General features: G+C 64.9%; 15 protein-coding genes. 12 read left to right on the top strand and 3 right to left on the bottom strand.

The window, feature by feature from the left end; translation table 11 throughout:
* The first annotated feature begins 154 nt into the window (after positions 1-154).
* A complete protein-coding gene (locus BFD71_RS20430) occupies positions 155-424 on the top strand; it encodes a hypothetical protein (RefSeq protein WP_069266117.1) in 270 nt (89 codons plus the stop codon).
* A gap of 85 nt (positions 425-509) precedes the next feature.
* Here BFD71_RS20430 and BFD71_RS20435 read toward each other — a convergent pair whose 3' ends face one another.
* Entirely contained in the window at positions 510-2,795 is a 2,286-nt protein-coding gene (locus BFD71_RS20435; protein ID WP_069266118.1) for an NADP-dependent malic enzyme, read from the bottom strand.
* Positions 2,796-2,935: 140 nt separating this feature from the next.
* Between BFD71_RS20435 and BFD71_RS20440 the strand changes: the two genes are divergently transcribed.
* A complete protein-coding gene (locus tag BFD71_RS20440; protein WP_069266119.1) occupies positions 2,936-3,901 on the top strand; it encodes a LysR family transcriptional regulator in 966 nt (321 codons plus the stop codon).
* On the opposite strand, the gene BFD71_RS20445 is transcribed toward BFD71_RS20440, so the two are convergent.
* Positions 3,898-4,683 (bottom strand): DinB family protein, encoded by a 786-nt coding sequence (locus BFD71_RS20445; RefSeq protein WP_069266120.1) that lies wholly within the window; start codon positions 4,681-4,683, stop codon positions 3,898-3,900. The genes BFD71_RS20440 and BFD71_RS20445 overlap by 4 nt on opposite strands.
* Positions 4,684-4,852: 169 nt before the next feature.
* Between BFD71_RS20445 and BFD71_RS20450 the strand changes: the two genes are divergently transcribed.
* The 10 genes from BFD71_RS20450 to BFD71_RS20490 all read left to right on the top strand — a co-directional run bounded on the left by BFD71_RS20450 (position 4,853) and on the right by BFD71_RS20490 (position 13,025).
* Positions 4,853-5,596 carry an IclR family transcriptional regulator gene (locus BFD71_RS20450; RefSeq protein WP_069266121.1) on the top strand — a complete coding sequence of 248 codons (744 nt, stop codon included), beginning with the start codon at positions 4,853-4,855 and terminating at the stop codon, positions 5,594-5,596.
* A 73-nt stretch (positions 5,597-5,669) separates the two neighbouring features.
* Positions 5,670-6,722 (top strand): cyclase family protein, encoded by a 1,053-nt coding sequence (locus tag BFD71_RS20455; protein ID WP_069266122.1) that lies wholly within the window; start codon positions 5,670-5,672, stop codon positions 6,720-6,722.
* A gap of 45 nt (positions 6,723-6,767) precedes the next feature.
* A complete protein-coding gene (locus tag BFD71_RS20460; protein WP_069266123.1) occupies positions 6,768-7,469 on the top strand; it encodes an SDR family oxidoreductase in 702 nt (233 codons plus the stop codon).
* Between the two features lie 2 nt (positions 7,470-7,471).
* Positions 7,472-8,452 (top strand): 3-hydroxyacyl-CoA dehydrogenase, encoded by a 981-nt coding sequence (locus BFD71_RS20465; protein WP_069266124.1) that lies wholly within the window; start codon positions 7,472-7,474, stop codon positions 8,450-8,452.
* Positions 8,453-8,520: 68 nt separating this feature from the next.
* Positions 8,521-9,852: a short-chain fatty acid transporter gene (locus BFD71_RS20470; RefSeq protein ID WP_069266125.1), complete on the top strand. Its 1,332-nt coding sequence runs from the start codon at positions 8,521-8,523 to the stop codon at positions 9,850-9,852.
* A gap of 56 nt (positions 9,853-9,908) precedes the next feature.
* Positions 9,909-10,193, top strand: coding sequence for a muconolactone Delta-isomerase (gene catC, locus BFD71_RS20475; RefSeq protein ID WP_069266126.1), 285 nt, complete (start codon positions 9,909-9,911; stop codon positions 10,191-10,193).
* Between the two features lie 12 nt (positions 10,194-10,205).
* On the top strand, positions 10,206-10,502 hold the full coding sequence (locus BFD71_RS20480) for a YciI family protein (RefSeq protein ID WP_069266127.1): 297 nt from the start codon (positions 10,206-10,208) through the stop codon (positions 10,500-10,502).
* 251 nt (positions 10,503-10,753) lie between these two features.
* Positions 10,754-10,930, top strand: coding sequence for a DUF1328 family protein (locus BFD71_RS39210; RefSeq protein WP_028203043.1), 177 nt, complete (start codon positions 10,754-10,756; stop codon positions 10,928-10,930).
* Positions 10,927-11,154: a hypothetical protein gene (locus tag BFD71_RS20485; RefSeq protein WP_069266128.1), complete on the top strand. Its 228-nt coding sequence runs from the start codon at positions 10,927-10,929 to the stop codon at positions 11,152-11,154. Before BFD71_RS39210 ends, BFD71_RS20485 begins: the two co-directional genes overlap by 4 nt.
* 191 nt (positions 11,155-11,345) lie before the next feature.
* Positions 11,346-13,025: a purple acid phosphatase family protein gene (locus BFD71_RS20490; RefSeq protein ID WP_069266129.1), complete on the top strand. Its 1,680-nt coding sequence runs from the start codon at positions 11,346-11,348 to the stop codon at positions 13,023-13,025.
* Positions 13,026-13,061: 36 nt separating this feature from the next.
* Here the strand turns inward: BFD71_RS20490 and shc are convergent, their stop codons facing one another.
* Positions 13,062-15,098 carry a squalene--hopene cyclase gene (gene shc / locus BFD71_RS20495; RefSeq protein WP_069266130.1) on the bottom strand — a complete coding sequence of 679 codons (2,037 nt, stop codon included), beginning with the start codon at positions 15,096-15,098 and terminating at the stop codon, positions 13,062-13,064.
* Positions 15,099-15,137 lie beyond the last annotated feature (39 nt).

The raw sequence follows: 15,137 nt of genomic DNA on the forward strand, positions 1-15,137 counted from the left end.
CCTTACCGACCAACGCCTTTCAGCGCCTTTCGTCTTGCCTCGATTGATGCGCAGCGCAGAAAGGTCTCTTCCAGTTCATTCAGTGCTTACCTAAGGTTGACTTAAGCTCGCGCGCCGTACCCTTGCAGGTTGTAATCCGCACGGCAATGCAGTCATGAATCGCACTTATGAATATCGCGGCTACGCAATCCGCGTTGGCGTCGAAGCAAATGGCACGCTCCCGCTCGAGCGCCTGGAAATCGAACGGCCTCGCTATGCAGCGGTGGTGAGCATCGCGGCAATCGACGAGCGCGCCGTCCCCTCGCCCCTGAGAATCGACAACGCCGCCGGGCTGCCCTTCCACTCCGATATCGACGCCTTGATGGGCGGCTACAGCGCGGCCTGCCGCCTGATCGACGAACAGCTCGCCGCAACGGCGCCCTGACCTGCCAAAGCAAAAAAACGCGCGACAGCTGGAAGCCATCGCGCGTTTTTCATCGGGACGCACTGTGTGCGTCCTGTGCCTGCGTTTAGTCGCGGTTCGCCTGCAACACGGTCAAAGCGGCCATGTTGATGATGCGTCGCACCGTCGAGCTCGACGTCAGCACGTTCACCGGCGCATTCACGCCCAGCAGGAACGGGCCGACCGCCACGTTGCTGCCCGCACCCGTCTTGAGCAGGTTGTAGGCGATGTTGCCCGAGTCCACGTTCGGGCACACGAGCAGGTTCGCCGCGCCCTTGAGCTTCGAATGCGGCAGGATGCGCAGGCGCAGGGCTTCGTCCAGCGCGCAGTCGCCGTGCATTTCCCCGTCGATTTCCAGGTCGGGATTTTTTTCCGTCACCAGCTTGAGCACTTCGCGCATCTTCGTGCCCGAAGCCGAGCTGCCCGAGCCGAAGTTCGAACGCGAGAGCAGCGCGACCTTCGGTTGCAGGTTCAGCCATTCCATCTGGCGTGCCGCGGCCAGCGTGAATTCGGCGATCTGCTCGGCGTTCGGGTTGTCGTTGACGTGCGTGTCGACGATCGCGACCGTGCGCTTGTCGAGCAGCAGGATGTTCATCGCCGCGTACGTATTCGCGTTGCGCTGCTTGCCGATCACCTCGTCGACGAAGCGCAGGTGGTCGTGATACGCGCCCACCGTGCCGCACACCATGCCGTCCGCGTCGCCCAGGCGCACCATCATCGCGCCGATCAGCGTGAGGCGGCGGCGCATTTCCACGCGCGCCATCTCCTTCGAAATGCCGTCGCGGCAACGCAGTTCCCAATAGGTCGTCCAGTACTGGTGGAAGCGCTCGTCGTACTCGGGGTTCGTGACTTCCACGTCTTCGCCGAGCTTCAGCCGCAGGCCGAACTTCTCGATGCGGGCGAGCAGCACTTCCGGACGGCCGATCAGGATCGGACGCGCAAGCTTCTCGTCGACGATCACCTGCACCGCGCGCAGCACGCGCTCCTCCTCGCCTTCGGCGAACACGATGCGCGACTTGCCGCCATCACGCACGAACTGCTTCGCGGCCGCGAAAATCGGCTTCATGAACGCGCCCGAGTGATACACGAACTGCTGAAGCTCGTTCGTGTAGGCGGCGAAGTCGTCGATCGGACGCGTGGCCACGCCGTCTTCCATCGCCGCCTTCGCAACGGCCGGCGCGATACGCACGATCAGACGCGAGTCGAACGGCTTCGGAATCAGGTACTTCGGGCCGAAGCGCAGGTCATAGGCGCCGTATGCGGCCGCCACCGAATCGTTCAGCTCTTCTTCCGCGAGCTTGGCGATCGCGTGCACCGCCGCGATTTCCATGTTACGCGTGATGGTCGTTGCACCGACATCGAGTGCGCCGCGGAAGATGTACGGGAAGCACAGCACGTTGTTGACCTGGTTCGGGAAGTCCGAACGGCCCGTGGCGATCACCGCGTCCGGGCGCGCTTCGAGCGCGACCTCGGGGAAGATTTCCGGCGTGGGGTTGGCAAGCGCGAGAATCAGCGGCTGGTCCGCCATCTTCTTGACCATTTCGGCCTTGAGCACGCCGCCGGCCGACAGGCCGAGGAACACGTCCGCGCCTTCGATCACGTCGGACAGCGAGCGCGCCGATGTGTCCTGCGCGAAGCGTTCCTTGTCCGGGTCCATGAGCGTCGTGCGGCCCTGGTAGACCACGCCGTCGATGTCGGTCACCCAGATGTTCTTGAGCGGCAGGCCCAGATCCACCATGAGATCCAGACAGGCCAGCGCCGCCGCGCCCGCGCCCGATGTCACGACCTTGACCTTCGAAATGTCCTTGCCGATCACTTTCAGGCCGTTCATGAACGCGGCCGAAACGGTGATGGCGGTGCCGTGCTGATCGTCGTGGAAGACCGGAATCTTCATGCGCTCGCGCAGTTTGCGCTCGACCGTGAAGCAGTCGGGGGCCTTGATGTCTTCCAGATTGATGCCGCCGAAGGTGGCTTCGAGGCTCGCGATGATGTCCACGAGCTTGTCCGGATCGCTTTCGGTGATTTCGATGTCGAACACGTCGATGCCGGCGAACTTCTTGAAGAGCACCGCCTTGCCTTCCATGACCGGCTTCGAGGCCAGCGCGCCGATGTTGCCGAGGCCGAGGACGGCCGTGCCGTTCGTGATCACGCCCACCAGATTGCCGCGCGCCGTGTAGCGGAACGAGTTCTGCGGATTGTCGACGATCTCCTCGCAGGCCACGGCCACACCCGGCGTATAGGCGAGCGCGAGGTCGCGCTGGGTGACGAGCGGCTTGCTGGCCGTCACCGAAATCTTGCCCGGGGTGGGGAATTCGTGATATTCGAGGGCGGCCTGACGATCGGTCTTGTTCATGTTCCTCACTCTGATGGTGTGCCGCACGCACGGAAGGCGCGGCGGTCATGTTCGAATGAGGCGATTCTAGAGAGACCTCATAACCTGCTCATTTTGATTTAGTATGGGGCCATCATTTTTTGGTAATACCCTGGGGAATCGTGTCTTTCAGCATTGACGACGTGACGAGGCGGTTGAATACGCGCCTGAAAATGCGCCATCTGGTCCTGCTCCTGCAGATCCGCCAGCACGGCTCGCTCACGCGCGTGGCGGAACACATGGCGACGAGCCAGCCCGCCGTCACCAACGCGCTGGCTGAAATGGAGAGCATGTTCGGCGCGCCGCTCTTCGACCGCACGCCGCGCGGCATGACGCCTACAGCGCTCGGCAATGTGGTGCTCGCACGTGCCCAGGCCATGCTGCACGACCTGGACCACCTCGCGCGCGACATCGAAGCCGTGGTGGCCGGCCACGCCACGCGCGTGCACGTGGGCGTGATTCCGTTCATCTCGGGGCGCACGCTCGCCGCCGCCATTCGCCTCACGCAGTCGCGGCTGCCGCAACGCGTCACCATGACGATTCATGAAGGCACGAGCGACGCACTCCTGCCGCAACTGCGCGACCATACGCTCGATATCGTGATCGGGCGCGCGTCTTCGGCGGTCGACGTCTCGCAGTTGCGCTTCGAGGTGCTGCATCAGCAAAAGCCGCGGCTCATCGCCAGCCGCCGGCTCGCGGCGCGGCTCGCGCGCGGCAAGCTCGACTGGGAAAAACTTGTCGAACTGGACTGGATCCTGGGCGCGCCGCACACGCCCATCCGCGAGCAGATTTCCGACCTCTTCCTGCATGCGGGCGTGGCGCCGCCCGTGCCGATCGTGGAGAGCTACACGTCGCGGCTGATCGGCGAGATGATCAGCACGAACGAGAACGCCGTGTCGATCGTGCCCGCCGATATCGCCGAGGAACTCGTGCACTTCGCGGGCGTGGCGATCGTGCCGTACACGCTCGACTGGACGCTGCCGCCGGTTGCGATGTTCACGCGCGCGGGCGTGCTGCGCGACGTCGACGCCACCTTCGGGCAGTCGCTGCGCGAGCTGTACCAGGAGGCCGAAAAGGCGCGGGGTTAAGCCGCTTCCTGCAGCTCGCTTTCCAGCTCTTCCAGCTCCAGCCCGTGCGTACGGTCGTGGTCGAGCAGTTCACGCACGAGTTCTTCCAACGTCATGCGCCGGACGCCGTCGCGCAGCCCGCAGCGCAAGCGCTGCTCGGGCGTGAGGCGTTTGAGCGAGGCGCAAAGACGGCGCCGCCCTTCGCTGAATTCGCCCATTGCGGCGACGAGATCCTGCTTCAGGTATTCGCGTTCTTCCGCGAGCACCATGCCGTTCACCGATGCGATTTCCGGCAGTTGAGCCTTGCGCACGACACTGAATCGTTCGGCGAATACGGCGTCGAGATCGCGCAAATGGCACGCGTGCTCGAGCAACGAGAAGCCCGTGCCGCCTGGCCGGCGCGCCCATAGATCCATAGGCACGCGCTTGACGAGTGCCGCGAAGCGCTCCGGCATGGTTGCGAGCGCTTCGATCACCGCTTCGAACGGCAGGACCACCGGCTGCGCGCTGAACACCGCACCATAGCTGAAAAGCGCCCCGCTCACGCGGCCCCGCGCCTGAGCGACTTCGTGGCCGTGGCGGCGCATCACCTCGGCAACCAGCGCGCCGCAGTATTGGCGCGCCGTGGTGTCTTCGCCGATTTCCGGAAACTTCTGCGCGATTTCCTCGGCCACGGCGGCAATCGCCGCCACGCCGACGCGTGAGAGTACTGCGTACTCCACATAGCGCCCAGGCGCGTCGATCAAGGCTTCCAGCTGGCTGGCGAGCGGTGTCGCCTTGAAACGGTCGAAGCGTGAATGCACGTTGCCTCCTAATAGCTCGAATCGTAACGTATCAAAACGATACGTTACAAAACGCGAAGCGGCAAGTGCTCGAACGCAAACGGGGGCGCGGACTTGATCGACGCGCCGATTTAGGTGTTTACCCGTAATCGTATTGTCAGCTGGTTATCGGTATGTCGATAATGCTCTCATGGATGTGAAAACTGCAGTGCGCGTCTTCGACGTGATCAACCTCTTTGCCGAAGTCCGGCAACCGATGATCTACAGCGAGATTGCGCGTCGAACCGAGATCCCGCTGTCGAGCTGCCACGCGCTGTTGCAGACGATGGTGGCCAAAGGCTATCTGTACGCGCCGGGCGTGAAGGCGGGCTACTACCCCACGCAGCGTCTTCTGCATGTGGCGCGCGACATCTGCAGCGAGGACCCGCTCACGCTGATGTTCCAGCCGCTGCTTTCGGCGTTGCGCGACGCAACCGGCGAAACCGCCGCGCTCGCCACGCTTGCGGGCAACCGCGTGGTCTATCTCGACGTGATGGAGTCGCGCCAGAAGATCCGCTACAGCGACGAGCCGGGCGGCTTCATGACCATTGCGAGCGCCGCGGGCAAGGCGCTGCTCGGCGCGCTCGCTCCGGCCGCGCGCCGCAAACTGCTCGACAGTTGCGAGCCGCAGCTGCACTCGGCCAACGGCGCGGTGATCGAGCGCGGCGCGTTCGAGCGCGATGTCGAGCAGGGCGTGACGGACGGCTGGCATCGCTCGACGGGCGAGAGCGTGGAGGACGTAGCCGGCCTCGCGCGCGGTTTCCTGATCCATGGCGAGGCGTTTGCGCTCGTCATCGGCGCGCCCAAGGCGCGCCTTCTCAAGAACGAGCAGAACGCCGTGAAGGCGTTGCTCGAGGTGTACGCGCAAATCCCGCCAACTCTGCTCGCAGCCTGAGGCACGTTAAACGTCTCGGGCACTGACTGCAGCGATGCGCGAAGCGCGAAATTCCTGAAGTGGAGGGTCAAGCATGCGTTGGAAGAACCGGCCGCAAGGCTCGAACTGGGGCGACTTCGGTCCCGACGATCAATTGGGGCGCCCCAACCTCATCGGCGCCGAGCAGGTGCTCAAGGGCGCGCAGGAAATTCGCGCGGGCCTCACGTTCACCCTTTCACTGCCGCTCGACTTTCCCGGCGACAGCAAGCTCAACGTGCGCCGCCATCCGCCGGTGCTGCGCCCTACCTTCCGCGACGGCGTGCCCTACGTGAACTTCCCGTTCGCGCGGAACGTTGCGGGCGCGACCGACGTGGTGAGCGACGACCAGGTGCTGCTCTCGCTTCAATACTCCACGCAGTGGGATTCGCTCGCGCACGTGGGCGCACGCTTCGACGCCAACGGCGACGGCGTGGCCGAAAGCGTCTACTACAACGGCTTTCGCGCGAACGTGGACGTGGTCGGCCCGATGGAATATCGCGCGGAAGACAACTTCGCGCCTCACGCGTGCGGGGGAGAGCATAGCCATGCCGATGTGCTCGGCATCGAGCATCTTGCCGTGAAGGGCATGCAAGGGCGCGGCGTGCTGATCGATTTCGCCGCGCATTTTGGCCGCGAGTTTCGCACCGTGGGCTACGACGACCTGATGCGCGTGATCGAGGCCGACGGCGTGGAAGTCGAGCGCGGCGACATGCTCGTGCTGCGCACCGGTTTCGCGGAGATGGTGCTCGAAATGAACCGCCAGCCCGACGAAGCCGTGTTGTCGAGCCACTGCAGCGCACTCGACGGGCGCGACGAGCGCCTGCTGCAATGGATCACCGATTCGGGCATCGCGGCGCTCGCTGCCGACAACTACGCCGTCGAACGCTACCCCGCGCGTGCGCCCGCCACACCGGGCGATCACCCGCTCATGCCGCTGCATCACCACTGTCTCTTCAAGCTCGGCCTGCCGCTGGGCGAGCTTTGGTATTTGCGCGATCTCGCCCTGTGGCTGCGCGAGCACCGGCACTCGCGCTTCATGCTCACCGCGCCGCCGCTGCGGCTGCCTGGGGCCATGGGCTCGCCCGTCACGCCGGTCGCCACGGTTTGACGAACTGCTTCGCTATCCTCTGTTTTATCCGCATTCCCGAAAAACATGGCTAAAGAAAGAGTCCTGATTACCGGCGGCGCCGCCGGCATCGGCGCCGCGTGCGCCGCGCGCTGCGCGGCCGATGGCTACGAAGCCGTCGTGATCGACCGCGTGGGCGACGGCATCATCGCCGATCTCTCCGACACCGAGGCAACGGCAGCCGCACTCGCCCGCGCGCTGGAAGGCGGCCCGATCACGCGCCTCATCAACAACGTGGGCGTGGTCGTGCCCAATGACGCCGAGCACCAGTCGCTCGAAGAACTCGAACGCGCATGGGCCCTCAACGTGCGCTGCGCGCAGCAGTGCATGCAGGCGCTGTTGCCCGGCATGAAGGCGGCGCGCTTCGGGCGCATCGTCAACATGTCGTCGCGCGCCGCGCTCGGTAAAGAGCTGCGTACGGCCTATTCGGCCACCAAGGCCGCGTTGATCGGCATGACGCGCGTGTGGGCGCTCGAACTCGGCGCATTCGGCGTGACCGCGAACGCCATTGGGCCGGGCCCGATTCGCACCGAACTGTTCGACCGCGCCAACCCGCCCGGCGCGCCGCGCACCGAAGCGATCATCAACGCCGTGCCGGTCAAACGTGTAGGTACCCCCGACGATGTCGCGCATGCCGCCTCGTATCTGCTCGACGCGCGCAGCGGTTTCGTGACCGGCCAGGTGCTCTACGTGTGCGGCGGCATGACCGTTGGCGTCGCGGGAGTCTGACGATGGCGGCCCTCGAAACGCCTGCACAACCATGCGAACCGCGCCGCGCCGGCATCGTCGGCGCGGGCAGCATCGGCGTGGCGTTCGCGATCTGCTTTGCGCGGGCCGGCTGGCGCGTGCGCCTCTACGATCCCGACGCGGCACGCCGCGCCGCCGCGCCTGAAGAGATTGCGCTGCGCCTCGACGCTCTTACGCAACACGCGCTGCTCGACGAAAGCGCACAGCAAATCGCCACACGCGTCGCGATCGTCGACACGCTCGAAGCCGCGGTGGCGCACGCCGATCTCGTGCAGGAATGCGCACCCGAGCGCGCCGAACTCAAGCGCGAAATCTTCGCGCAGCTCGACCGCGCCGCGCCGCCCGAAGCGATCCTCGCGAGCGCTTCGTCGTTTCTCGCGGCTTCGAAATTCGTCGACGCTACACTGCCGGGTCGCGCGCGCTGCCTCGTCGCCCATCCCGGCAACCCGCCCTACCTCGTACCCATGATCGAGGTCGTGCCCGCACCGTTCACGTCCGAAGCGGCGACCACGCGCGCGATCGCGCTCTACGCCGAAGCGGGCATGAAGCCCGTGCGCGTGAAGCACGAAGTGGAAGGCTTCATCTTCAACCGCCTGCAAGGCGCCGTGCTGCGTGAAGCGTATTGCCTCGTGCGCGACGGCGTCGCGTCGGTGGAAGACATCGACACCGTGATGCGTGAAGGCCTCGGCCCGCGCTGGTCGGTGATCGGCCCGTTCGAGACCGTCGATCTGAACACGCGCGGCGGCATCGCCTCGCATGCGCAGAAGATGGGTCCCTCGTACGCGCGCATGGGCGCCGAGCGCGGCCAGCACGACCCGTGGACGCCCGAACTCGTCGCCGAGGTCGAGGCGGCGAGACGCGCGGCATTGCCGCTCGATCAATGGGACGAGCGCGTGGGCTGGCGCGACCGCCAGCTCATGCATCTCGCCCGCCATCGCAAGACCCAAAGCCACGACGACTCATAAGCGCATCGAACACGCGCCGAGAGCCGAAGAGACCCGACAACTATTACATTTCAGATAGAGACACTTCCATGCAGAAAGTCACCGCTTTCTTTACCGAGCTGATGCGCCGGTATTTGCCCGATCCGTTCGTCTTCGCGATCGGCCTCACCCTGCTGACGATGGCCCTTGCCGTGATCGTGCAAGGACAAGCCGTCACGGCGCTCACCACGAGCTGGGGCAAGGGCTTCTGGGCGCTGCTCGCGTTCACCACACAAATGGCGGTAATTCTCGCGATGGGCTACGTGCTCGCGACCGCGCCGCTCACCGACCGCTTTCTGAACCGCCTGGTGGCGCGCGTGAACGATCCGCGCATGGCGATCATCGTCGCCACGCTGGTGGGCGGCATCGGCAGCTATCTGAACTGGGGCTTCGGCCTCGTGGTGGGTGGAATCGTCGCGCGCAAGCTCGCGCTGCGTGTGAAAGGCGTGCACTACCCGCTCATCATCGCTTCGGCCTATAGCGGCTTTACGCTCTACGGCCTCGGGCTTTCCGCCAGCATTCCCGTGCTGATCTCCACGAAGGGGCATCCGCTCGAGGCGCAGATGGGCGTCATTCCGCTCTCCGAAACGATTTTCTCGCCCACCATGCTCATCACGAGCCTCGTGACCCTCATCACGCTGCCGCTGCTGAACGCATGGCTGCACCCGAAGCCGGGTCAGCCGATCAAGGAAATCGACCGCGCCCAGGAAGAAAAGCAGCAGAAGGCCGCCGCGCTCGGCGTGGATCTCGACGAAGGCAACACGCTCGCCAACCGCCTGAACAACAGCCGTCTTCTGAGCTACGTGATCGGCCTGATCGGCATGGGCTATGTCGCGCTGCACTTCGTGCAGGGCGGCTCGATCGACCTGAACCTGATCAACTTCTTCATTCTGTTCCTCGGCATCCTGCTGCTCGGCACGCCGATCCGCTATGTGGAGAAGCTCAACGAAGGCATTCGCACGATCAGCGGCATCATTCTGCAGTACCCGTTCTACGCGGGCATCATGGCGATCATGGCGTCTTCGGGTCTGGTCAATACGCTTTCCGAAGCGTTCGTGAAGGTCGCGACGCCGGGCACGCTGCCGTTCTGGGGCTTGATCAGTTCGTTCGTGATCAACTTCTTCGCGCCTTCGGGCGGCGGCCACTGGGTCATTCAGGGACCGTTCATGATCGAAGCGGCGAAGACCATCGGCGCCTCCGTGGGCCATACCTCGACGGCTGTGATGCTCGGCAACGCATGGAACGACCTCGTGCAGCCGTTCTGGATCTTGCCCGCGCTTGCGCTTTCGAAGCTCAAGCTCAAGGACATCATGGGCTACACGGTCATCATGATGTTCTGGATCGGCATCGTGTATTCGGTTGCGATTCTCGCCTGGGGCTGATTGGCTCTCCCTTATAGGCGCCCCTTTCTGAACCCCATCCTCACCGGAGACTATTCATGCTGTTTCTTGTGCACATGCAGGTGCAGATTCCGCACGGCACCGACGCCGCCTTCGCCGACGCCCTCAAGGCCGAGGAAAAAGCGTTTTCGCAGAAGCTGCAACGAGAAGGCAAATGGCGCCACCTGTGGCGCGTGGCCGGCGAATATGCGAATTACAGCGTGTTCGATGTCGAATCGAACGACGAACTCCATACGCTGCTGACCGCGCTGCCGCTCTTCCCGTTCCTGAAGATCAGCGTGACGCCGCTCGCCCAGCATCCGTCGGCCATCGTGCCCAATTAAGAGGAACGCGCCATGCCTTTTCTCATCGAAACGTTCGACAAGCCCGGTCACGCCGAAGTGCGCGCACGCGAGCGCGATTCACATCTGGCGTTTCTCGCGCAAAACAAGGCGCTGTTGCTGGCCTGCGGCGCGAAGCTCAACGACGACGGGAGCAGCGCAGGCGGCGGCATCTATATCGTCGATCTCGAAACGCGCGAGGAAGCCGAGCGCTTCATCGCGCAGGATCCGTTCACGCATGTCGGGCTGTTCGAGAGCGTGAAGATCGTTCGCTGGCGCAAGGCCTATATTGACGGAACCTCCTACCTGTAAGCGCAACGCACCTGCAGTCCCGCGAACGTTAAGTTCGTTTTTCGACCTCGACGGCGCCGTGCTCCCCTGTACAGCGCCGTTTTGGCCCGGCGTGTGCCCCCGCACGCCGGGCCGTTTTTCATTCCCGCCCGGTTAGGCGCCTGGCTGCGTGCCCCGGTGCTGGGCACATCGATTGCTGAGCAGGTGCGCTGTCAGTCCATCAAGCAGCGCGGCCCATGTGGCGGCGCCTTCACGCGAGGAGGAAACCGATCATGCTAAAAATGGCCCTGTTCTTTGCCGTGATCGCCGTGATCGCGGCCCTGTTTGGCTTCACGGGTATTGCGGCCGGCGCGGCCGCGATTGCGAAGATCCTGTTCTTTATCTTTGTGGTGCTGTGCGTGGTATTCCTCGTGATCGCACTCGTGGTTACGAAGAAGATCGTCGATTGACCGAAGCACGAACGACGCCTGGCGCGGGCGGCAGCTATACGATCGGGCAGGCAAAGGTGGGTCTCGTGTTCACGCGCACGATGGTTGCCGAGCCCACGCAGACCGCCCGGGGTGGCTCGCTCAATGCGTTCAACGCCGACTACCTGAGGTTCAATAACTTCCCGAGCAATACGCAAGCAGTCGTCGCGGCAGGCATGAGCCTGAAGTTCCACGCCCATGCTTAACGGCCAAGCGCGGGCCGCGCGATGCAAGCGCGGCCCGTCGTGCTGCGTAAAATAAGGGCAGTGTCATCGCCAGGTCATGCAAGCGCGCCATCGTTGCGCAGACACTCACCCTGCGATGCTTGCGCCCGCGCGCGTCAGTCATGCAAGTCCGCCAGCGCAGGCTTCGCCTTCTGCTCCCGAGGCGAGACGACATGACGAATAAAGACATCCCCGAGAATGCATCCACCGAAAGCGGCGCCAGTGTCTCGCGCCGCGGCTTCCTCAAGCTCGCCGGCGCTTCCGGCTTCGCGAGCGCGGCCAGCGCTTTCGCGGGCGGCGCGAAAGCCGACGCCGCCACAGCCGACGGCACGCCCGAGCAGATCCACCTCACCTGGGGCGAAGATCCGACACGCGAAGTCGTCGTTTCGTGGGCATCGCTCGCCTCCTCCACGAATCCGCGCGTGATCTACAGCGCCGATCGCGGCAAACACGAGACGGTGCACGCCATTCAACGCACCTATACCGACGGGCTCACCGGCGGCGTCGTCTTCACGTATCACGCGCGGCTGCGCGGGCTGGACCCGGCCACGACCTACCGCTACGAAGTCACCGCCGATAACGACAGCCACGCGAGCAGCCCGTTTTCGTCGAGCTTCACCACGGCGCCGCGCGGGCGCGTAAAGTTCCGCTTCACGAGCTACGGCGACCTCGCCACGCCGAACACGGGCTGGGTGCTGTCGTCGCTGCAAAGCCGCTTCGCCGTCGAGGCCGTGGAGCGCTTCCAGCCGCTCTTTCATCTGCTCAATGGCGACCTCTGCTATGCGAACCTGAATCCCGCGCACCAGACCGACGTGTGGCGCGACTTCGGCAACAACAATCAGACGTCGTCCGCGAATCGTCCGTGGATGCCGTGCCCCGGCAATCACGAAATCGAGTTCTACAACGGCCCGCAGGGTCTGAATTCGTACCTCACGCGCTATACACTGCCGCATAACGGCACGCAGTTTTCGGGCCGCTGGTACAGCTTCCGCGTGAGCAACGTGCTGTTCGTCTCGCTCGACGCCGACGACGTGGTCTACCAGGACGCCGCCGCGTTCGTGGCCGGCCCGTCGCCGCTCGTGCCCGCGGCGAGCACGGGCAACGCGCCGGTTCAGCCGGGCACGTCGTTCTACGTGCGCGGCTACAGCAACGGCGTGCAGACGCGCTGGCTCGAGCAGACCTTGAAGCAGGCAAGAGAGGACGACGATATCGACTGGATCGTGGTGCAGATGCACCAGGACGCGCTCAGCTCGTCGAAGACGGGCAACGGCTCGGACAAGGGCATACGCGAAGCGTGGCTGCCCCTCTTCGACCGCTATGGCGTGGATCTCGTGGTGTGCGGCCACGATCACGACTACGAGCGCAGCTACCCGGTGCGCGGCTGCAATCATCACGCGGGCGTCGATGCGAAGACCGGCGCGAGCGTCGACACGCTTCAGCCGCGCCCCGTCACGCACGCTCAGGGCACGGGCAACACCTTCGACACGAGCCACGGCACGATTCACCTGATCCTGGGCGGCGGCGGCACGAGCGCGCCGCTCGACGTGTACGGCGTGGATGCCGGCAACGGCAATCCGCAGGCGCAGGTGTTCACGAAGCCCAATCACCCGGTGGCGGGCACGACCGCGGGCACGTTCGCGCGCCCCACGGCGGATGCGCTCGAAGACGCGATCTGGTCGGCGCAGCGCGATACGGGCACGGGCTATGGCATTGCGGTGTTCGACGTCGATCCCGGCGCGCACGGCGGCAAGACGACGATCACGATGAACTATTACCACGCGCCGGGTGCGGATCAAACGCCGACCGGCAATTATGAGTTGTTCGAAACGATTACGCTGGCGAAGTCACGCTAAGCGAACCACGCGGGGCGCTTGCGCCCCGCTTCGAATTCAGACTGCGAGCGCAGCTTCTTCCACTTCCCGCACCGCGACCGCACCGGCCGCCAGCCGCCGGAAGCGCGACAGCGCCCACAGCGGGAAATAGGCCGTGTACCCGTGATACTTGAGGTAGTAAATGCGCGGGAACCCCGGCGCATTGTGCGAACGGTGCCACCAGAATCCATCTTCCTGCTGCACGGATAGCAGATACGCCACGCCGCGCCGCACCGATTCGGATTCCCAGTCACCGAACGCCATTTGCGCGAGCAGCGCCCACGCGGTGAAGTTCGACGCGCTTTCGCCGCCATTGGTGCCGGCAAGGCGCGGGTCGATATAGCTGTCGTTGGTTTCGCCCCAGCCGCCATCGGCGTGCTGGCGGGCGCGCAGCCACGCCAGCGCGCGTGCGATGTACGGCTGCTTCGGGTCCTCGCCCGCGAGCGCGAGACCCGCCAGCACGCTCCACGTGCCGTAGATGTAGTTGGTGCCCCAGCGGCCCCACCAGCTGCCGTCGGCTCGCTGGGTGGCCTTCACATATTCGACCGCGCGCGCAAGCGCCGCCTTGTCCTCCTCGCGGCCCGTCACGCCGAAGCACAGCAGCACGCGGCCCGATACGTCTTCGGTAGGCGGGTCGAGCAAGGCGCCGTGATCCGCGAAGGGGATCGCGTTCAGATAGAGGCGGTCGCAATCGGCGTCGAAGGCCCCGAAGCCGCCGTTGCGCGATTGCAGGCCGCGCATCCAGTCGAGCGCGCGCGCGACGCGTGCCGCATACGGGTCGGTGCCCGTTTTGCGCGCCTGCCCAAGGCCACGACGATGGAGCATCGCAGCGACCACGGCGGTGTCGTCGATGTCGGGATAGTACGGGTTCTCGTACTGAAAGGCCCAGCCGCCAACCGGCGTGTCGGGCTGCGCGTTCTCGATCCAGTCGCCGCGCACGTCGTCCACCTGACGCTCGGCGAGCCAGTCGTACGCGCGCGCAATGCACCGCTGCAGTTCCTGGTCGCTGATCGCGGCCGACGCCGGATCGGCGGGCACGACTGTGCACGCCTGCTCGAGCGCCATCGTGCTCCAGGCCGTGTCCCACACCGGCGAGAGACATGGCTGGCAATACACGCTGCCGTCCGGGCGCTCGACGAGCAGCTTTTCCAGCGCGTTCTCGCAATCGCGGCGCAACGGATGATCCTCCGGATACCCAAGCACCTGCATCATCTGGTAGCTGTAGACGATGGGCGGAAAGATGCCGCCCATGCCGTCCTCGCCGTTCATGCGCTCGGCGCACCAGGCCTCGGCATATTTCATGGCGCGCTGGCGCAGCGCGCGCGGCAGCAGCGGCTCGATATGGCGCAGCGCCCGGTCAGCCGCGAGAAAGAACCGGCGGATGCCCTTGCCGCGCGCAAAGTATTCGCGCTCCTTCTCGGGCGGGGTGACGAACAGTTCGGCGATCGATACGTCATGCGGATTGGCCGCGCGCGCCTTCAGCGAACAGAGCGCGAGCAGCGGCACCATGGTCGTGCGCGCCCAGTAGGCGACCTTGTACATCGAAATGGGCACCCACTTCGGGAACAGCACGAATTCGATCGGCATGAACGGCGTGGCGCGCCACGGCACCTGACCGAAGGTGGCGAGCAGAATGCGCGTGAACACGTTGGACTTTGCCGCGCCGCCGAGCTTCAGAATGGTCTCCCGCGCGCGCACCATGTGCGGCGCGTTCGCCGAATCCCCTGCCGCCTTCAGCGCGAAGTACGCCTTCACGCTGCACGAGACATCGGGCGCGCCATCCACGTAGAGATCCCATGCGCCGTGCGTTTGCAAACGCTGGATCGCGCGTAGATAGCGCGCCATCTTCTCCTGGCGCACCGTATCGATCTTGCCCATGAAATGCATCATGAGGATGTATTCGGCGGTGATCGTGGCGTCCGATTCGAGCTCGAAGCACCAGCTGCCATCGGCGTCCTGCTCTCGCACGAGCGCGTCGCGGCCGCGAACGATCGAGGCGTCGAGCGCCGCCACGGCGGCTGCAGAGGCGGTAAAAGGTGGGTTGGAATTTTTCATCGGCGGATCATACCATCCGTACGGAATGTTTAGCAGCAG

This window comes from Paraburkholderia nodosa, from assembly GCF_001718195.1.
Taxonomy (GTDB): Bacteria; Pseudomonadota; Gammaproteobacteria; order Burkholderiales; family Burkholderiaceae; genus Paraburkholderia; species Paraburkholderia nodosa_A.